A 20,450-nucleotide genomic window follows, 5' to 3' on the forward strand; every position below is an offset into this window, starting at 1 on the left:
TGCATCTGTTGAAAGCATCTCATTCGCACGGAATCCCCCGAACAGAGCCGGTGCTTATTAGCACGTTAAAAAACCACCGCCATGCAATGGCGGTGGTTTAAAATATCAACGATTCTCAGGCGATATGGATGCCAATGGTTTTGCCGCCAAGCTCAACCCGCTCCATGCCTTCGCTTTGTCCGTATTGCAAATCGTTAACCAGAACATTTTCGCGCAGCACATCTTCAAATGCGGTGATCGCAGCTTGAAGCTCATCATCCGTATCGAGGGTCAGATTGACCCGCTTCTCGATCGGCAGGTCCAGCTTCTTGCGCGTATCCTGCACGGCACGCACCACTTCGCGAACCCAGCCTTCCTGCTCCAGCTCCGGCGTGATATCCGTATTGAGCGCAACGGTTAACCCGTAACCCGAAGCGGATGCAAAGCCTGCCTTCGCCTTCTTCTCTACCAGCAGCTCTTCGGACGTGATCTGCAATTCTTCGCCTTCCGGTGAAGTTACGTTCACGCCGCCCGATTGGACCACCTTGCGGGTTTCGTCACTGCTCATTCCCTTCAGGAAACCTTGCAGGAAGCCAATATTTTTACCGTATTTCTTGCCTGCAACCTTCAGGTTCATTTTGAGCGTGAAATCAACGAACCCGCTGTCGCTGGTCTCCACCTCAATTGCTTTGACGTTGATCTCATCCTTGATGATGTCTTCATACCCCGCGAGATCGAACTCGCGATCCATGGATACGATGAGCTCGGACAGCGGCTGACGCGTCTTGATTCCTGTCTCGTTGCGGACGTTGCGCGCAAGCTCTACGATCTGTCTTGCCGTTTCCATGTCCTGCTCGAGCGCTTTGTCGATCAACGCTTCGTCGGCTTGCGGGAAGTCGGCCAGATGCACGCTCTCGCCGCCGCCCAGGTTGACGAAGATATCTTCGGACAGCATCGGCGTGAATGGTGCCATCAGCTTGGATAGCGTCAACAGCACGTGCGTAAGCGTCCCGTATGCGGCCAGCTTATCTTCCCCGAGTCCGCTGCCCCAGAAACGATCGCGCGAACGACGGATATACCAGTTGCTCAGCTCATCCACATAAGCTTCGATGGCTTTGGCCGCGTTAAGGAAATCATTGACGGCCAATCCCTTGTCAACCACTTGAATCAAGCTGTTCAGGCGGGAGAGAATCCAGCGGTCCAGCTTGTGGTCCGATCCCTTGAAGTCATGCTCCTTCGGATCATAGCCGTCGATGCCGGCATACAATGTCAGGAACGCATGGGTGTTCACCAGCGTGTCCACAACCTTGGATTTAGCTTCGCCGACGATTCCTTTCGAGAAACGCTTGCTGTTCCATGGCGCACTGTCGGCGAGCAGCGCCCAACGGAACGCATCCGTGCCGTACTCCTCGATGATTTCCCAAGGATCGATGACGTTGCCCTTGGATTTGGACATCTTCTGTCCGTTCTCATCGAGAATATGGCCCGTGGCCATGACCGCTTTATAAGGCGCTTTACCGGTGAAGAGGGTCGATACGGCGAGTAAGCTGTAGAACCATCCGCGCGTCTGGTCGATCCCTTCGCAGATCATATCGGCAGGATACTGCTGTTCGAACTTCTCCTTGTCCTCGAATGGATAATGGTATTGCGCATACGGCATCGATCCGCTGTCAAACCATACGTCAATGACTTCCGAGGTCCGTTCCATCACGCCGCCTTCACAATGCGGGCATTTGACTTTCACTTCATCCACATATGGCTTGTGCAGCTCCAGATCCTCTGCTACCTCGCCTACGGCGTTAGCCCGAAGCTCCCCAATGCTGTGCGGCGAGAACTGCCCTTCACAAGAATCGCAGACCCATACGTTAAGCGGCGTTCCCCAGTAACGGTTCCGGCTGATATTCCAATCGACCAGATCTTCAAGGAACTTGCCGAAGCGGCCTTCACGCACATGGCCTGGGTACCAGGTTACCTCGTTGTTGTTCGCGATCAGCTGATCCTTAACCGCCGTCGTTTCGATAAACCAGCTCTCCATCGCATAATAGAGCAGCGGGGATTTACAGCGCCAGCAGAATGGATAACTGTGCTCGTATTTCTCCTTGCTGTACAGAAGTCCTTTTTCGGACAATGCCTTCACGATGTCCAGATCGCAATCCTTGACGAAGCGTCCGGCAAAATCCGTCACTTCATCGGTATAACGGCCTTGGCCGTTCACGACACTCACGAAGCTGATGCCATTCTCGCGGCATACGCGGTAGTCGTCTTCACCGTGCGCAGGAGCCATGTGTACAATCCCCGTACCGCTTGCATCGGTAACAAAGGATGCGCCGACAACGATGTTCGATTTTTCCGCTTTTACATAAGGGAATGGAGGGTCGTAAGTCTTGCCGACCAGCTCGGAGCCTTTCAGCGTCGATAGAACGGTAAAGTCGCCTTTCATGACATCCTCTACCAGATTTTTAGCCACGATATAGATGCCGTCCTCCTGCTTGACGCGAGCGTAATCCATATCCGGATTCACGGCGAGCGCCACGTGGGATGGCAGCGTCCAAGGCGTCGTCGTCCATGCCAGCACATACTCTCCGCTGTCATGCAGCTTAAACTTCGCCGTTGCGCTCAGGTCTTTAACATCCTCGTAACCCTGTGCCACTTCGTGGGAGCTCAGTGTCGTCTGACAGCAAGGGCAGTACGGGCTTACGCGGTGACCACGGTACAGAAGGCCCTTGTCATGAATCGTCGCCAAAATGTTCCAAACACTCTCGATATAGTTGTTCTCAAGCGTGATGTACGGATGATCCAGGTCGGTCCAATAAGCAATCGCTTCGGTCAGCTCGCGCCATTTATGCTCATATTCAAATACGCTGGCTTTACACTTTTTGATAAAGGCCTCCACGCCATAATTCTCGATTTCCTGCTTGCCGGAGATGCCCAGCTGCTTCTCTACGCCCAGCTCAACCGGAAGCCCGTGCGTATCCCAGCCCGCTTTCCGGACGACATGGTAGCCCTTCATCGTCTGATAGCGGCCCACAAAATCCTTGATCACGCGGCCGAGCACGTGACCGATATGAGGCGCGCCATTCGCGGTCGGCGGACCTTCGTAAAATACATAATTCGGCTTGCCGGCCCGCAGCTCGATTGATTTCTTGAACGTGTTCTCCTCGTTCCATTTGTTCAAGATGCGCAGCTCTCTTGCCCGCGCTTTCTCCTTGACGTCTACTCTGTTCATGCAGATCTTCCTTTCACCCTTTTTCGAGGTTGTTCAAAAAGTCCGATTTTGATCACGAAGTGAATCAAGAATCAACTCGGCATCGAATCTTGAATTCAGCCGGGCCTTCCGGTGCTCACGTACAAACTACGTACGCTCCGCTCCTCACTCCCTAGCTTCATCCAACCTTCTCGGTGCTGAAAACCGACCTTTTTGAACTCGCCCTTTTTCGTAAATGTTCTGTGAACATAAAAAAAGGCCCCGTCCCCCAAGGGACGAGAACCTGTTCTCGCGATACCACCCTAATTTCGCCCGGCCGACTTCTAATGGAAGCCTGCACAAGCGACACCTCAATGTCCATGCCCTGTTTGTAAGGCAAGGTCCGATATAACGTTCGGCAGACGGCTTAGCTTACGCACGCGGTCACACGCTTCAGCTTCACTTCTCCGGGATGATCTTCTGCTAGGCCTGAACGCCGGGCTTTCAGCAACTGCCGGCTCTCTGGGGGACAGATCCTTCGCGTACTATTCCCATCAACGAATTACGGTATGAATCAACAATATGTTATTAGTTATAGACGACTTCTCGGAAAAAGTCAACCGGATACCCGCCTAGTATACCTCTTTCGGCTCCAGACTCGGTTCGCGGTTCTCCAACGTCTCCCAGCCTTCCTGCTTCAGAAGCTCCAGCTGAGCCTCTACCAAGGAGCGGAAACGGGTGCGGTAGATGGAGGCCTGCTTCTTCAGCTCTTCAACCTCCAGCGCGATTTTGCGTGATTTCCCGAGCGCATCGTTAATGATCCGGTCCGCATTCTTCTCGGATTCCTTAACGATCAGCTGAGCTTCCTTCTTCGCGTTGTTCTTCAGCTCATCCGCCGCCTCCTGGGCGACAATGATGGTCTTTGATAAGGTTTCCTCAATATTCGAAAAATGATCCAGTCTTTCTTGCATCGCCATTAGCTGGTTGCCTAATTCTTTATTCTCCCGGATCACACTTTCATAATCCTTAATAATCTGATCCAAAAACTCGTTGACCTCGTCCTCATCATAACCGCGAATTCGACGGGCGAATTCCTTGTTATGTATATCAAGCGGTGTCAATGGCATGGTGTGCACCTCCTAAATATATGGGCCTTACAGGACGGTCCGTCCGCTGTGTTAGCCAAACCACCCGTCCGTGAAGACAATAGCGGTCATTTACGATTTATCGGCAAATCCATTGTCATTTTGAATGTTCCCTGTATGGTTTCGACAAAAAAACGGCAATTCCTTCAAAGGTCAAGCATATTTCCCAACCTTGATACGGTACCGCCCTTTTTTCGTCAGGCCGCCCGTCTCCAGTACTTTAAACCGTCCAAATCCTTGGATGGAGACGACATCGCCTTCTTTTAAATTCGTGGAGGGATCCTCTTCCACTTTCCAGTTGACGCGGCACCGGCCAGCCTTGATCGGCACGACGATTTTTGTGCGGCTGATTCGGTAGGCATCACTGGCGATTCCGTCCAGTCTCATGGAAGATACCGTAATGTCCATCGCCTCGAAATTCGTGCGGGCCACCTGAAGCTTGTCCAGCGGCAGCAGATCCGTCATGACATGCACCCGGTGGACCTGGCTGAGATTCAGATGCAGGAAGGCGCTGATATCGTCGGCAACGACCGCATGGCAGCCGTCCGCAAGCACATGGATATCACCGATCTTGGATCTCTTAATGCCCAGACCCAGTATCGAACCCATATAATCGCCATGCTCCAGCTCCAGAAACTTCTGATCTCCGGAAGAGATGCTGAGCACCTTCATCATCAGATCCTCGCCTTCAAGCGCCCGGTAATCCGGAGCAATCATCGCCCGCACGCGCTCGGCATCAGCATGTCCGCCATCAAACACGGCATGCACGTCCGGATGACGATTCACGAGCGATTCCAGAATGAACCGCTGCCGGGGATCCAGGAAATCCGTCAGCTTGGTTTCATGATATTGTCCGGCATTGACCACCCATTCCCAAGCCCGGTCCACAAATTCCCGTTCGTCCTTGTGAAAATGATCGTAGATGTCCAGTTTCATCATTCATTCACCTGCTACAGGATATATCCGAGAATAGCGTATACGCCGCGCTCAGCCAGCTGCAGCACGAACAGCGCGATAATCGGGGAAATATCGATCATGCCCATAATCGGCGGAATGAACCGGCGAAAAGGTGCCAGATAAGGCTCTACCAGCTTGCCAAGCAGCTCCCCGACAAAGCTTTCCCTCACATTCGGAAGCCAGGACATCAAGACATAAACCAAAATCATGTAGAAGTAAATACGGAATAGCGTGCTAACAACGCTAATAATTTCGTAGGTCAAAGCCTAAATCACCTCATTCTGTTATATTCATGTTCGTCTGCTAGAATCTCCGAGATCGAACCTTGGATCTCTACGGTATCCGGCGTGCATAGGAAGATGTTCCCGCCCACCTTCGAGATTCCGCCGCTAAGCGCATAAACGGTTCCGCTAAGAAAATCGATAATGCGCAGCGCCTGATCATTCCTCACGCGCTGAAGGTTGACCACAACCGTTCGGAATGACCGCAGATGATCTGCAATCTCCTGTGCTTCATCATATGAACGAGGCTCGACTAATACAACCTTAACGTTCTTCTGCGAATGAATGCTAACGATATTGCCGCTCTTTTGGTTTTTCCGATGATCAAACGGCGTTGCCTCCACCGGCTCTTCCTGCGAGGCCAGAACCTCGCGTTCCACAACTTCTTCTTCCTCTTGCAGTCCCAAGAAATTCATAAACCGGTTCATCACGCCCATCGTCAATCCTCCTCTTTCCCTACTAAAATTGAGCCGAGACGCACCCAGGTCGCCCCTTCCTCTATGGCAACTTCAAAGTCATTGGACATGCCCATGGACAATTCGGTCAATGGCTCCGCCGTAAGCGCCTGCTCGTTCAGCTCATCTCTTAGTTGTCTTAAACCACGAAATACAGGACGCGTCTGCTCCGCCGACGATTCGTATGGAGCCATGGTCATGAGTCCGGTAACCTTTACGTGCGAAAGACTGTTGATTTCCTTCAAAAACTCAGCTGCTTGCTCGGGAGGCAAGCCGTACTTGGATTCCTCACCCGAGATATTGACCTGCATCAAGGCGGATACCTGCAGATTCAGCGCAGCCGCCCGCTTCTCCAGCTCATGGGCCAAAGACAAGCGGTCGAGCGAATGAATATATTGAAATTTATCAATGACATCCCGGACCTTATTGGTCTGAAGATGGCCGATGAAATGCCATGTGCCGCGGCTGCCGAGTGCATTCCACTTCGCCTGGGCATCCTGCCAGCGGTTCTCGCCGATATGCAAAAGTCCGTGATCCAGTACCGAAGCTGTCATATCCAAGGAGACATATTTCGTGACCGCAATCATATTCACATCATTCCGGTCCCTGCCGCTTCTTGCGCATGCCTCCGTTATTCGCTGTTCCACTTGATCGATACGTTCCTTCAAACTCAAGGGACGACTCACCTCTTTCTCATCCCGATCCAACTCGCCATCCGACCCGTAGTCCCTCCATCTTTGCGATAGGAGAAGAACAGATCGTGATTGCAGCTTGTACACCATGATGTACATTCGATATGTTCCGCCAATATTCCTGCTTTAATCATAATGTGTCTGTTTATTTCTTTCAAGTTCAGCATGTATTTCCCGTGTCCTTTGTCGATATAAAAAGCTGAATTTGTAACTTTATCGACTGGGAATCCTTCAATTCCGAGTTCGCGGACACGATCCATGACCCGATCGTCCACCTCGTAACAGCATTCGCCGATCGACGGACCGATGGCTGCATGGAGGTTCCGAGGCAAGCTTCCGTATTCCGTTGACATCCTGACCACCATTTGTTCGGCTATGCCACCCACGGTTCCCTTCCAGCCCGCGTGGGCCAGACCGACGGCGCCCGTGACCGGGTCCCAGAAATACAGCGGCACGCAGTCCGCGTAAAAGGAAGTCAGCAACACGCCGGGAACATCGGTTACAAGCCCGTCCGTATCTTGATAGGCCGAGGCCCGCTCCAAGCTCCCTCTGCCCCTGTCCTTATCATGAACGACACCAATCCGGACGCCGTGCACCTGCTCGCCGCACGTCCAGTCTTCGAGAGAAAAGCCAAGCGCCGCGGCGATCCGCTTCCGGTTCTCGACAATGTCGCCCGGCTCGTCTCCGACATGAAAGGCCAAATTCAAACTGTCATAGGGTATCCGGCTCACGCCGCCATGCCGGCCCGTGAACCCGGCCGTTAGTGCGGCCGTTGATTTCCCTTCCCATTTTTCGAGCACAAACAGACTCGGTGTCTGCCGATCTTGACTAACAAACGGTTCCATGAACATTCACCTCTATGACCAGTGTAACAGAAAACATACGCCGGAGACATATGAACCCGCCGTTTGGTTAGAAGGATCGACGGTCAGGACGATCCAGATACTCCACCGGTTCCTGATCATCCGGCGTTCTCCGCAGTTCCTCCATTTTGACAAGGACCACGTCCGAGCCGATCTTGACGATATTCCGCCACGGTATGATCAGATCGCTTCCGCCGCCGAACAGCCCCATGAATTTGCCGTAGCTCGGCACCACGATCGCTTCAATCCGGCCCTGCCGCAAATCCAGCTCCAAATCGCTGATTTGCCCGAGCCGCTTGCCGTCGATGATATTAATAACATCCTTTGTTTGAAAATCGGAAATTTTCATCTTTTTCCCCACCATTTGATTATCAGGTATCATGAGCATCACACCTTAGATGTATTTGAAGGTTATCCGTCCATCCCTGTTCAATCCGCATCCCTCTGTTCAATATATGATCCGCTTGGGTAAAATAGCTTATTTAAAACGAAAAAACGACCCCATAAACGGGATCGTTGTCTGTTCGTTTGATTGCTGGCCTTCTTAAGTTTTGACGTGCTTCTGCATCTGCTTGATCGCCGACTTCTCCAGGCGCGACACTTGGGCTTGGGAGATACCGATTTCATCGGCAACTTCCATCTGGGTTTTGCCTTCGTAAAACCGCATGGACAGAATCATTTTTTCGCGCTGCCCGAGCTTGTGCATCGCTTCCCGGAGAGCGATTTCCTCAATCCAGGACACATCCTTGTTCTTGTCATCACTGATTTGATCCATCACATATATCGGATCGCCACCGTCATGATAAATCGGCTCAAACAGCGAAACGGGATCTTGAATGGCATCGAGTGCAAAAACAACGTCTTCCTTGGGCACATTCAGCGCTTCGGAAATTTCAAAAATCGTTGGTTCACGCGAATTCGCATTGGTCAGCTGATCCCGGACCTGAAGTGCCTTGTAGGCAATATCGCGCAGTGATCGGGAGACGCGAATCGGGTTATTGTCCCTTAAGTATCGACGTATTTCTCCGATAATCATCGGTACGGCATAAGTGGAAAATTTAACATTTTGCGATAAATCAAAATTGTCGATGGCCTTCATCAATCCGATGCAGCCTACCTGAAACAGATCATCAACGAACTCTCCCCGATTGTTAAACCTTTGGATGACGCTGAGCACCAGTCTCAGGTTACCGTTCACCAATTTTTCTCGGGCCGACCGTTCATTGTTCTGCTGCAGATTATGAAACAGCTCCCTCATTTCCACGTTCGTCAGAACAGGCAGTTTTGACGTATCCACACCACAAATTTCAACTTTGTTTCGCGTCATGATGACTAACCTCCCAAGGAGAAACATTACTGTACATTATCTCCGAGGGGGGTTATTTTATTCCTTGCGATTTCCAGTTACACCATCTTGTTGAATTCTTTGCGGAGCCGTTTAATGATTCTCTTCTCCAATCGGGAAATGTAGGATTGCGAGATTCCAAGCAGGTCTGCCACGTCTTTTTGCGTCTTTTCTTCCCCGTCCTGCAGGCCGAAACGAAGCTCCATAATCATGCGTTCCCGGTCGCTCAATTTATCGAGTGCTTTTTGCAGCAGCTTCCGGTCGACCTGCTCCTCGATGTTGCGGTAGATGGTGTCGTTCTCGGTGCCCAATACGTCGGACAGGAGCAATTCATTGCCGTCCCAATCGATATTCAGCGGCTCGTCGAAAGAGACCTCGCTTCGCGTTTTGTTATTCCGGCGCAGGTACATCAAAATTTCGTTTTCAATGCAGCGCGAGGCATACGTGGCCAGCTTGATTTTTTTCTCGGGGTCAAACGTATTCACCGCCTTAATCAGTCCGATGGCACCGATCGATACCAAATCTTCGATGTTAATGCCGGTGTTCTCGAATTTGCGGGCGATATAAACGACCAGGCGCAGATTACGTTCGATCAGCATGGCCCGGGTGGCCGCATCGCCGGTAGGCAGCTTTTTGAGCAAGAACTCCTCTTCCTCTTTCGTTAGCGGAGGCGGAAGCGCCTCGCTTCCTCCGATATAGTAGATTTCCTGACTCTTCAAACCCAGCATAAAAAGCACGCGGTAATACTGCAGCTGCAATGCTAATCTCCATTTAACGGGCATCTCTTATCCTCCTAATGCGTTTTCCCGAAGGTTTAACTGACTTCATAAACATCATCTTTAGGCTCCTAATCCGGAATGGATGGATTTTCATGAAGATTTTCAAAGACTTATCCATCGCTCGAACGTTGGATCACAGACTCGAACACTATGAAAATGGCTTCGCCTGTCATTATCCTGCAGTCTTGGCTTCGCCTGATTTCAGACCGGTCGCCTCATGATTCTGAGAATCGCCCGTTATGGCAGGTTGTGCATTCTTCGGCGTCCCCTCACCTTCCGTCAACGCCGGATGGATGATGGCCCTGTATGCCCTGTCTCCCGAAAGCGTCCCGCCGTCAAGACCAATCAGCACCTTGGATGCCGTGTATTCAAATCCCCCCAGCTCGACTCGTACCATGTCAGGCTTCAGCGCAAGCATAAATGCAGCCCCCCGGTTGACGCCGCGATACGGAACAAGCCGCAGGCGGTCCTGCCATTCGAATTCCTCTGCCGCCAGCCCCATGATTAATTTGTCCGGTTCCCCCTCCATCAGCTGTTTGCTCCATCCCTGGGGCAGGTAGGCTTCCCATAGTTCTGCTTCCATCACCATAACCGGCGTGCGCGTCAAGGGATCGCTCAATTGGTTACCTGTATCAAGCAGACCCACACAGCCTATCTTGACGCTGCCGATCCATACGGACACTTCTCCCAACAAGGCTTCCCGGTTCTCGGTTTTTCGTTTCGTGGTCTGAACGGCTTTAAACGCGAATACAACTACAAAAAAGGTAATGCACGCAAACCAGAATCCCACCTTCAATTCAAAGGATAGCCCGCCCGATGTCGTATACCATATCCCGCTGAACAACTCTCCCGAATTTTGGACCAAGTAATGAAAACCGATAATGCCTCCAGCTGCGGCAAAATTCACCATATAGAAAGCTCCCAAATTCCGAAGATAACTCTGCAAGCTCACAAAGCCGAAAGCCACCCACAGCATGATCAACGATAGTCCAAACTTGATGAGAAAGGTAAACAAAAACGACAATTGCGGGACAAACATCATGACGACATACAGTGCGCCGATCACAGAGGATAATGCAAGCCTCCACCATGTTGGCTTCACTCTCCGCATCCAGGCGGTCAAAGCCAGCAAAACGGCGTCAATGACGAGGTTTGCCAAAAATATAAGATCAATATAAACAACCAGGTTGTTCACCTGCCTAGTCGAAGAATCCTCTACCGTTATCCTTCTGTTGATTTCTGGGCTATGGGAGATGTTACTAGTATAAGAAGAATAGAATTCAAAGTCTGTCTAAACCTGTGGGCGGATTTCAGACTTTTTTTGTCGATGAAGGGCAGTTTTTAGAGACCTGTACCAAGAGCAGCCTCTTAGCGTTATCGGCGATCTCTATCTTGGCAGGAAGGCTCGGGGAATATCCGTAATTTCCCCAGTAATTGCTGATTGGGCTTTCATTCGTGAAAGTGTGACAGCATCAGCTGTTGGCCTTGTAAATGGAATAAAAAGGAAGATGACGAGGCTTGGATATAAAAATAAGCCTGTCTTCATCATGATGACGAAGCACAGGCTTACCGTTATTAATCATTATTACGGGTACGATTGCGAAGAAAAGTAGGAATATCAAGCTGATCATTGCTCTGATTGCCAAACGGCTTCAGATTCACATTACTCTTGTCCGTTTCCGGCTGCTGTTGTTGCTGTTGTTCCCCTTGCGGCATTGCAGGACGACGTCCCGGCGGGATTGGAGAAGGTTTGCTCTCAAAGCCGGTAGCGATAACCGTGACCTTGATTTCATCCTTCATGCTTTCCTCAATGATCGCACCGAAGATCATGTTCACTTCCGGATCGGAAGCAGATGTTACAATCTCGGCCGCTTCATTCACTTCATACAAGGAAAGATTGGTTCCTCCCGTAATATTCATGATCACACCGCGGGCACCCTCGATTGAGGTTTCAAGCAGCGGGCTCATGATCGCCTTGCGGGCAGCCTCGGAGGCACGGTTCTCACCAGTAGCCAGTCCAATACCCATCAGAGCCGAGCCGCGTTCTGTCATGATCGTTTTCACGTCGGCAAAGTCAAGGTTGATCAGACCCGGCACTTGGATCAGATCAGAAATGCCCTGAACGGCCTGACGCAATACGTTATCAGCTTCTCGGAACGCTTCCAGCATCGGTGTCTTCTTATCCACGATCTCCAGCAAGCGATCATTCGGAATGACGATGAGTGTGTCCACTTTCTCTTTCAATGCTTCAATGCCAAGCTCCGCTTGGGAAGCTCGCTTGCGTCCTTCGAACGTAAACGGACGAGTGACAACCCCAACCGTTAATGCCCCGCACTCTTTAGCAATTTCAGCGATGACAGGCGCAGCTCCAGTACCTGTACCGCCACCCATACCGGCTGTAACGAATACCATATCGGCACCCTTCAGGGTGTTCATGATCAAATCACGGGATTCTTCCGCAGCCTTCTTGCCTACGTCAGGATTGGCGCCGGCACCAAGACCGCGAGTCAGCTTGTCCCCGATTTGCAGTTTATGTTCGGATTTTGCAAGGTGGAGTGCCTGAGCATCCGTATTGACCGTAATAAATTCAACGCCCTGCACACCATTTTCAATCATTCGGTTAACGGCGTTGCTTCCGCCGCCGCCTACTCCGATTACTTTTATTTGAGCTAAGCTCTCCATTTCAAAATCAAATTCCAACATCTAATCCATCTCCCCCTCAATGTGCGTGGATGGCACGTCCACAGTCGAATGAATCCGCTATATAAACTCGCTGAACATCTTTTTCAGGCGTTCAATAAATCCCGGCTTCTGGCTGGTCTCCTGAGTTGCTGCGACAGGATTTTGCTGCTTAGCGCGGTTCACCGGTTTCTTGCTATTTCCGCTGCTGTTGTTGCTTCCTCCTGTATTCCGTACGCGTACGTTCCGGATTGCATTATGGAGGATGCCGACTCCGCTGCAGTATCCCGGATCACGAACACCGATAAAATCGGGAACCGCAATCCGTACGGAAGTCGCCAGCTCATTTTGTGCCACCTGCAGCACACCAGGCATGGACATAGTGCCCCCAGTAAGTATATAACCACCAGGAAGCTCACTGTAACCCAAGCGCTTGATTTCTTGGCGCACTAATTGGAATATTTCCTGAACGCGAGGTTCTATGATAGCTGCCAGATCCTCTTGAGTGAACTCCTTGTCCACATTGCTTCCAATTCTCGTTACCTTGAACGTTACTTCGTGTGCGGCACTCTCGATCAGCGCGCACCCGTACTTCAGTTTAACCTTCTCTGCTTGATCCGTCAGCGTTCGCAGGCCGTATGCGATATCATTCGTCACGAAATCTCCGCCTACCGGAAGCGTGGAGGTTGCGGCAATGCTGCCTCCCTCGAACACAGCCAGCGTGGTTGAGCCCGCTCCGACGTCGACCAGCACGGACCCCATCGTTTTCTCGTCCTTGGACAAGGCCAGCTGTCCAGCACCAAGCGGAATCAGCACCAGATCCTTCACTTTCAGACCTGATTTCTCCACGCAGCGTAACAGGTTATGTATTGCCGTTTTGGCGCCAGTTATAATCGTCGCTTCCACTTCCAGCCTTACGCCGATCATTCCTCGCGGATCAGAGATTCCTTCCAAACCGTCAACTACAAACTGTTTAGCAACCACATCGATAATTTCACGATCGGGAGGAAGCGCAACGACTTCCGCCGCCTTCAGCACGCGGTCAATGTCCTCTTCACCAATTTCGCGATCCTCGTTCGATACTGCCACAACGCCGTGGCTGGATTGAAGTCCGATATGATTTCCAGATATGCCGACATAAACTTCGGATATTTGAATACCGACCATACGCTCCGCATGATCAACAGCGCTGCGAATGGATTGTACGGTCTGGTCGATATCTACAATTGCACCTTTGCGAATTCCCTCCGAGTCGGCAGATCCAACTCCAATAATATTAAAGGTTCCATTATTAACTTCCCCAATAATAGCACGAACTTTGGATGTACCGATGTCCAAACTAACAATGATGTCATTGTTGCTCAAGCCCTGGCACCTCCTGTTTTTAGCAAATTAATTTTGATTATAAAGAATACATTTCTACTTATTCAACACTCGCGGGTCTTTCCCTCTTTTTTCAACATTTTTTTTACTGCCAACATTTGCTATAACAGGCCGTAAAAGTCATTCAAAAAAGAAGAGCCGAAACAAGTTGTCAATACTTTCAATTGTACCATTTATTCCTATGCCTGAGTAGGGGTTTATTGCCCTTCCTCGGCGTCTTCTCCAACTTCTTCTTCAAACGGCACGTAAGAATCGGCTTCCAGCATCGTAATCACACCCGGCCGCTCTATTTCGGTAACCTGATTCAAGTACTCCACCTTGTCACGGAGCAAGGAAACCGATGTGATGACCTCGAATTTGGAACGCGTGTACATCTTGATCCGGTCCGGAAAAGATAACGTTGGCGACGGCATGATCTCCGAAATGTCTGAAGTCAGGCTTCCCGGGATCTCGGCAAGTACTTTGCTGAGCTTGGACTTGTTGGGGTCGTTTGCATCCCAATTGGTCAGAATCGGCTTCTCCACGGCAATGCCGCTTGCCGTGACGGGAACCGAGGTACCGCTCGACAGAATCGCTTGGAGCTCGCCGCTGTCGGACAGCTCATAGGCAACCGTAGGATGTTCCGTCACCACGATACTGACGTCGCCCGGAAAGCTCTTGACCACTTCGGCCGTCTTAATCGTGCCCAGCTCCATCAGGCGCTCCTGCACGAGTGTGGGGTCGACGCCAAAGTACTGGTCTCCGATGTGGAGTCCGCTTTGCTTGGTAAGCTGCTCATTTGTATTAAACGTATTGCCTGTAAAATGAATCTCGGTAACTTGGCTGACCGACGACCGGAAAAACAAGATCGTCAGCAGAGCTGCGAACAGCAGCAAAAGAATCCATATGATTTTTTTGGCCGTTTTCGGTTTGGGCTTGTCCTGCTTCAGGACAGGCATATGTGTCTTGGACATATCCACTCTCTCCATAAAGACCTGTTATCCCCTCCTCCTGGAGGGGATGCTCAGGACCTCAATTGGCTAAATCAAGCGGCTTTGGCACCGGGGACTGACGATAGATCCGTGCGCCTAAACCTTGGAACATGTTTTCAATACGATCATAACCGCGATCAATATGGTGAACTTGCTCCACCACGGTCGTTCCCTGCGCGGCCAAACCGGCAATGACGAGCGCCGCTCCAGCCCGAAGATCGGTTGCTTCCACGGTGGCTCCGTAAATTCTCTGCACGCCGCGTATGAACGCATAGTTCAGATCCGTGGAAATGTCCGCCCCCATGCGGGAGAGTTCCTCTACATGCTTGAACCGTCCTTCGAATACCGTCTCTTTCATCACGCTAAACCCGTCCGCCAAGGACAGCAAGACCATGACCTGGGATTGCAAATCAGTCGGGAAAGAAGGATACGGCGAAGTCACGATTCGTTCCACAGCTTTAGGACGGCTCATGCAGCTTATATTTATTATATCATTGCATATACTGGTTTGAACACCGGCGCGCTTCAGCACATGTATAAGGGAAGTTAAATGGGACGGATTGGTCTTTGTAAGCGTTACGCTGCCGCGGGTAACCGCTGCTGCGATCATGACGGTTCCGGCTACGATCCGGTCCGGAATGATCTCATACTCGCAAGGCTCCAGGCGCTCCACGCCATGGATCGTTATGGTATCCGTTCCTGCACCGATAATGTTCGCTCCCATTTTGTTCAGGAAATGCTGAAGGTCCTGAATTTCAGGCTCTCTCGCGGCATTGGTGAGCACCGTCGTGCCGAGCGCCGTTGCTGCTGCCATCATGATATTCTCCGTCGCCCCCACGCTGGCAAAATCCAGATGAATATCGGTTCCGATCAAACGGCTGGCCCTGCAATGGATTTTATCGTTGCTCTCCTCGATTTCCGCACCAAGCGCCTGCAATCCTTTAAGATGGAGGTCGATCTTGCGTTCTCCGATCGCGCAGCCTCCGGGCTGGTAGATCGTCACTTCGCCAAAACGGGCCAGCAGAGGTCCCATCAAAAAGATGGAGGATCGCATCTGCTTCATTAAATCTTCCGGGACATGAAACGAATTGGCCGACGAGGTATCCACGGTCACCGTCTCCAGCTCATGCTTGCATTTGGAGCCGAGACGGCCGAGAATGCTGAGCATCACTTCAATATCCAGCAGATGCGGGACATTGCTTAATCTTACAGTCCCTTCTGCAAGAAGACTTGCTGCTAGAATAGGTAAAGCTGCATTTTTTGCTCCATGGATACGTATGGTTCCTGATAGGGGCCTTCCGCCTTCAATCACCAATTTGTCCAATGTATCACCTCCGAGTTTACCGCTCGCCTAGAACGTACACCTCAGGCACCATTTGAATTCCGTTCTTCTCCGATATGGTTTCCTTGATGCGTTCCATCAAAGCGAGCACGTCCTCTGCTGTCGCTTGACCGGTGTTCTCGATGAAATTGGCATGCTGTAAAGAAACTTCTGCGCCTCCGATCCGCAGGCCCTTGAGACCGGCAGCCTCGATCAACCTCGCCGCATGGTCGCCGGGCGGGTTGCGAAATACGCTGCCTGCCGTTGCGGATTGGAGTGGCTGCGTACGCCGGCGACGGTCCTTATAGGAGGCCATAACGGCTGTAATCTCCTTGCGGTCTCCTTGACGGAGCTCAAATGCCGCTTCAGTCACAATCCCTTTCCGTTCATGCAGAATGGAGTGTCGGTAATCAAACGCCATATCTTTCGCAGCATACGTAACCAATTCCCCTGTTTCCAGTACAATGTCAGCGGACTTGAATATGCGTGACACATCAGACCCATGGGCACCCGCATTCATGTAGACGGCCCCTCCGACCGATCCAGGAATGCCTCCGGCAAATTCGAGCCCGGATAATCCTTGTTTTCCGGCCAGAACACTAAGTTTGACAAAAGACAGACTGCCGCCTGCAGTTACCGTCTCTCCGTCAAAACGAAGCTCCTCAAAACCCTGGCCCAGCTTGATGACCGCTCCCCGAATTCCTTTATCGGCAACCAGCATGTTTGAACCGCGGCCCAGCTGTGTCCAAGGTATGTGATGGGCATGGAGAAGAGTGACCAGTTCCTTGAGCTGTTCCTTGTTCTCAGGAACAATCAGGCAATCGGCTGGTCCGCCTATTTTCCATGTCGTATATTTTGCCAGCGGTTCATTCCATAACACTGCTCCGACATTGGCCTCTGATAGTAGCGATTTCCACTGCTGCATTTTAAATAAACCTCCCTTGACTTTCAAAACCAAAAGGCCATTCCTTCAACTGGATGAAGAGATGGCCGCTGTCAGTAATGCCGGCCTCATGGGTGTGTCACGATTATAGAGTATCTTATGTCAGGCTCCATAGGTGTGTGACAATCGCCCAGCCGTTTTAGCGTTTGCCGGTTAACCGGCGGATTTCTTGGGTTATGACGGCCGCCGAGTCCGGTTTGCCGAGCTCTTTCGAAGCCGCAGACATCAACTCTCTTGCAGAGCGGTTGGTCATGATCTCCTCAAGCTTCCGGAACAGCGATTCAGCCGTCAAGTCCTTTTCTAAAATCATGCTGGATGCTCCCGCTTCCTCCAATTGCCTCGCATTCGCCTCCTGGTGGTTATTGGTGACGTTAGGTGATGGTATAAGGACGGATGGGATGCCAAGCGATGTAATTTCCGCCAGGAATGAGGCTCCCGCACGGTTTACGATCAGCGAAGTAGCCGCAAGCACTTCCGGCATATTATGAATATAGGGCAAAATATGAAGATGATTCGGCATGGTGCCGAGCTGGGACCGAATGGATTCCCGCGTATTCTCGAAATACGTATCGCCCGTAACAAATACAAAATGGACGTTCGGCAGCTTGTGAATGAACGGCGCCATCCCGATCATCGCGTTATTGATCGCCTTGGCTCCCCGGCTTCCGCCGACGATCAGAACGACCTGGCTGTCCACCGGAATGCCGAGCGTAGCAAATCCACGTTCACGATTGGCGGATAAAACCGTTGTCGCACGTGGATTTCCTGTATATACCGTTCTTTTGGCTTTAGGAAAAGAAGACTCCGTTCCTTCAAAACTGACGGCAACCGTATCCGCATATCGGCTGAGGAATTGGTTGGTCAGGCCCGGAATCGCGTTCTGCTCATGAATCATGGTCGGTATTCCCAGCTTGGCGGCGGCGTAAACGACCGGGCCGCACACATATCCGCCCGTCCCGATCACGACGTCCGGTTTAAACTCCTTCAGAAGGGCCTTCGATCGCTTCACGCCTTTGAAAAAACGCATGATCGTCTTCACGTTGTCCATCGACAGCTTGCGCCGGAACCCCGTGATATCGATGCTCTCGAACGGCAGCTTCTCTTGGGGTACCAGCTTGCTTTCGAGGCCTCGCTCGCCTCCGATATATAAAAACTCCGTCTTCGGATCTTCCTTCTCACATTGTCTTGCTATGGCAACGGCGGGGTAAATATGCCCCCCCGTTCCGCCGCCGGTCAAAACGACACGCATACCCTTCACCTCGCATAACGGGAAATATTTAATAGAATGCCGAGCGCCGTCAGCATCAGCGTCAGCGAGCTGCCTCCATAACTGATGAGCGGCAGCGTAATCCCTGTCACCGGCATCAAACCGATAACGACGCCGATATTGATGACGACCTGGATGGCGACCATGCCTACGATCCCTACGGCCAGCAGACTGCCAAAGCCGTCGGTGACCGTCATGGCCACCCTCATGCCCCGCCACACCAAGGCGGCGAACAAGAGCAATACAATCAAGCCGCCGATGAACCCCAGCTCTTCGGCCAGGATCGAAAAAATAAAATCAGTCTGCGGTTCAGGCACATAAGCGTACTTCTGACGGCTCATGCCTAGTCCGAGTCCGCCGAGTCCGCCCGGCCCTATCGCATAGAGGGATTGGATGATCTGGTAGCCTGCGCCGAGCGGATCGGACCATGGATCGAGAAAGCCGGTTATCCGCTTCAGCCGGTAGGGCGCCGTCAGAATCAAGCCTATGAATCCGGCTATCCCGCCTAAAGCGAGAAAGCCCAGATGCTTCATCCGTGCTCCTGCCGTAAATACGATCATCATCGCAGCACCGAGCATGACGGCGCCCGTACCCAAATCAGGCTGAAGCATGATCAGCCCGAATGCCAGTCCGATCAAACCTAGCGGCGGCATCAGCCCCCTGGTAAATGATGTAATATCATAGTCTTGCTTGCTAAGCCAGCGCGATAGAAACAGAATCATGCCCAGCTTCATGAACTCGGAGGGCTGAATGCCGAACGAGCTGATGCCGAGCCAGCTTCTGGCTCCGCCGCGAACAACGCCGATGCCTGGAATTAGTACGATAATCAGCAAAAAAAAGCAAACCAGCAGCGCAATCTTGCTGTATTTCTTCCAAACCCGAAAATCGATCCTCGATGTGAAGTACATGGCAGCAAGCCCCAGACAGGCAAAAAACAGCTGACGCTTCACAAAATAAAACTTATCGCCATAGTCATGAAAAGCGAGGACGGAGCCTGCACTGTATACCATGACGATTCCGATGGCCAGCAGGGCCAAAATACAGATAAGCAGCCACAGATCGGGCGCCTGGCGGTTCTTGTTCATGGAAAGGCCACCTCGTACATCCTTAGTAGGGGCTTTTCCACCCCCCTACTTAAAGGTTATGCACCGCCTCTTTAAAAATGCGTCCTCGCGTCTCATAGGAAGGAAACATGTCCCAGCTCGCGCACGCGGGGGACAGGAGAACGATGTCTCCGCTCTCCGCCAGCCCCGCAGCCTTCCGGACAGCCGAGGTCAATGTCGAAGCGGCGTCCTCCCCATTATCGACGAGGATGATGTCCTTTAATCCGGCCTTGGCGGCAGCGTTCGCGATTTTCTCCCTGGTTTCGCCAAGAAGCACGACCGCTTTCACCCGCCCTTGCATGGATGGGATCAGCTCCTCGTAATCCGAGCCCCGGTCAAGCCCCCCCGCGATCAAAACGACAGGTTCCTTGAACGAGGTCAAAGCCATATGCGTCGCCTTGGAATTGGTTGCCTTGGAATTGTTGTAATAGGATACGCCTTGAAGTTCCGCCACAAATTCCAGGCGGTGCTCAACGCCGCGGAAGCTGGACAAAGCTTCCTCCAGCTTATCGGGGGCAACGCCCGCCGCTATGGCGATGGCACAAGCCGCCATGGCGTTCCCCACATTGAATCTTCCCGGCAGTCCGATGTTCTCCACACGGATGATCTCATGGGTAAACCCTTCGCCGTCTGTATAAATGATTCTGCGCCCCTGATCGTCTTCGTCCGAATCCTGGGCACCGGGAGCATATGGCGGCGTGATGTGAACCCCTTCACGAAGGCTCTCGCTCATCGAAAAAGGCACGATGTGCGCCTTGATATACGGGACAAGGTTTCTGCACACGGGATCATCCCAATTGAGCACAGCGGTATCCTCCGAAGTCTGGTTGGCAAACAGCTTGGCTTTGGATGCCACATAATCATCCATTCCGCCATGGTAATCCAGATGCGTTTCCGTCACGTTGAGGAGGCAGGCAATGCGCGGCCGGAACGCCTCCGTTCCTTTTAGCTGAAAACTGCTCAGTTCAACGACCATCCAGTCATTTTCCGTGGCTGTCGCTGCAGCCTCGGATAGGGGCGTGCCGATATTGCCGGCAACGATCGGCGAAAGGCCCGCGCTTTCCAGCATCTCGCCTACCCAAGTCGTGGTGGTTGTTTTGCCG

19 protein-coding genes are annotated in these 20,450 nt (G+C 51.8%); all 19 read right to left on the reverse strand.

Going from position 1 to position 20,450, the window contains the following annotated elements; translation table 11 throughout:
* Positions 1–115: 115 nt before the first annotated feature.
* A complete protein-coding gene (gene ileS, locus HMPREF9412_RS02370; protein WP_009589668.1) occupies positions 116–3,205 on the reverse strand; it encodes an isoleucine--tRNA ligase in 3,090 nt (1,029 codons plus the stop codon).
* Between the two features lie 590 nt (positions 3,206–3,795).
* The gene (locus tag HMPREF9412_RS02375) at positions 3,796–4,290 is read right to left on the reverse strand and encodes a DivIVA domain-containing protein (protein WP_009589591.1); all 495 of its coding nucleotides are present in this window, start codon (positions 4,288–4,290) and stop codon (positions 3,796–3,798) included.
* A gap of 171 nt (positions 4,291–4,461) precedes the next feature.
* The gene (locus HMPREF9412_RS02380; protein WP_009589598.1) at positions 4,462–5,247 is read right to left on the reverse strand and encodes a YlmH family RNA-binding protein; all 786 of its coding nucleotides are present in this window, start codon (positions 5,245–5,247) and stop codon (positions 4,462–4,464) included.
* Positions 5,248–5,258: 11 nt separating this feature from the next.
* Positions 5,259–5,528: a YggT family protein gene (locus tag HMPREF9412_RS02385; protein ID WP_009589590.1), complete on the reverse strand. Its 270-nt coding sequence runs from the start codon at positions 5,526–5,528 to the stop codon at positions 5,259–5,261.
* Positions 5,529–5,536: 8 nt separating this feature from the next.
* Positions 5,537–5,983, reverse strand: a complete 447-nt coding sequence (locus tag HMPREF9412_RS02390) for a cell division protein SepF (RefSeq protein ID WP_009589651.1) — start codon at positions 5,981–5,983, stop codon at positions 5,537–5,539.
* A 2-nt stretch (positions 5,984–5,985) separates the two neighbouring features.
* The gene (locus HMPREF9412_RS02395) at positions 5,986–6,675 is read right to left on the reverse strand and encodes a YggS family pyridoxal phosphate-dependent enzyme (RefSeq protein ID WP_009589680.1); all 690 of its coding nucleotides are present in this window, start codon (positions 6,673–6,675) and stop codon (positions 5,986–5,988) included.
* Positions 6,676–6,683: 8 nt separating this feature from the next.
* Positions 6,684–7,538 (reverse strand): peptidoglycan editing factor PgeF, encoded by an 855-nt coding sequence (gene pgeF, locus HMPREF9412_RS02400; RefSeq protein WP_009589597.1) that lies wholly within the window; start codon positions 7,536–7,538, stop codon positions 6,684–6,686.
* A 67-nt stretch (positions 7,539–7,605) separates the two neighbouring features.
* On the reverse strand, positions 7,606–7,938 hold the full coding sequence (locus HMPREF9412_RS02405; protein WP_009589579.1) for a YlmC/YmxH family sporulation protein: 333 nt from the start codon (positions 7,936–7,938) through the stop codon (positions 7,606–7,608).
* Positions 7,939–8,100: 162 nt separating this feature from the next.
* Positions 8,101–8,883, reverse strand: a complete 783-nt coding sequence (gene sigG, locus HMPREF9412_RS02410; RefSeq protein ID WP_006209087.1) for an RNA polymerase sporulation sigma factor SigG — start codon at positions 8,881–8,883, stop codon at positions 8,101–8,103.
* Between the two features lie 77 nt (positions 8,884–8,960).
* Positions 8,961–9,683, reverse strand: coding sequence for an RNA polymerase sporulation sigma factor SigE (gene sigE, locus HMPREF9412_RS02415; RefSeq protein ID WP_009589674.1), 723 nt, complete (start codon positions 9,681–9,683; stop codon positions 8,961–8,963).
* Between the two features lie 169 nt (positions 9,684–9,852).
* Positions 9,853–10,866: a sigma-E processing peptidase SpoIIGA gene (gene spoIIGA / locus HMPREF9412_RS02420; protein WP_050802778.1), complete on the reverse strand. Its 1,014-nt coding sequence runs from the start codon at positions 10,864–10,866 to the stop codon at positions 9,853–9,855.
* Positions 10,867–11,255: 389 nt separating this feature from the next.
* The gene (gene ftsZ / locus HMPREF9412_RS02425; RefSeq protein ID WP_009589569.1) at positions 11,256–12,383 is read right to left on the reverse strand and encodes a cell division protein FtsZ; all 1,128 of its coding nucleotides are present in this window, start codon (positions 12,381–12,383) and stop codon (positions 11,256–11,258) included.
* Between the two features lie 57 nt (positions 12,384–12,440).
* Positions 12,441–13,724, reverse strand: coding sequence for a cell division protein FtsA (gene ftsA / locus HMPREF9412_RS02430; RefSeq protein WP_009589690.1), 1,284 nt, complete (start codon positions 13,722–13,724; stop codon positions 12,441–12,443).
* Between the two features lie 215 nt (positions 13,725–13,939).
* Positions 13,940–14,695 (reverse strand): cell division protein FtsQ/DivIB, encoded by a 756-nt coding sequence (locus HMPREF9412_RS02435; protein WP_009589638.1) that lies wholly within the window; start codon positions 14,693–14,695, stop codon positions 13,940–13,942.
* A gap of 58 nt (positions 14,696–14,753) precedes the next feature.
* Complete coding sequence (gene murA / locus HMPREF9412_RS02440) at positions 14,754–16,037, reverse strand: UDP-N-acetylglucosamine 1-carboxyvinyltransferase (protein WP_009589613.1); 1,284 nt, start codon at positions 16,035–16,037, stop codon at positions 14,754–14,756.
* Between the two features lie 16 nt (positions 16,038–16,053).
* Positions 16,054–16,959 (reverse strand): UDP-N-acetylmuramate dehydrogenase, encoded by a 906-nt coding sequence (murB, locus tag HMPREF9412_RS02445; protein ID WP_009589618.1) that lies wholly within the window; start codon positions 16,957–16,959, stop codon positions 16,054–16,056.
* A 157-nt stretch (positions 16,960–17,116) separates the two neighbouring features.
* Positions 17,117–18,226 (reverse strand): undecaprenyldiphospho-muramoylpentapeptide beta-N-acetylglucosaminyltransferase, encoded by a 1,110-nt coding sequence (gene murG, locus HMPREF9412_RS02450; protein WP_009589637.1) that lies wholly within the window; start codon positions 18,224–18,226, stop codon positions 17,117–17,119.
* A 5-nt stretch (positions 18,227–18,231) separates the two neighbouring features.
* A complete protein-coding gene (spoVE, locus tag HMPREF9412_RS02455; protein ID WP_009589659.1) occupies positions 18,232–19,329 on the reverse strand; it encodes a stage V sporulation protein E in 1,098 nt (365 codons plus the stop codon).
* A 49-nt stretch (positions 19,330–19,378) separates the two neighbouring features.
* Positions 19,379–20,450, reverse strand: a 1,072-nt coding sequence (gene murD, locus HMPREF9412_RS02460; RefSeq protein WP_009589676.1) for a UDP-N-acetylmuramoyl-L-alanine--D-glutamate ligase, incomplete at its 5' end; no start/stop codon positions are given.

The sequence above is a fragment of the Paenibacillus sp. HGF5 genome (assembly GCF_000204455.1).
GTDB lineage: Bacteria > Bacillota > Bacilli > Paenibacillales > Paenibacillaceae > Paenibacillus_AQ > Paenibacillus_AQ lautus_A.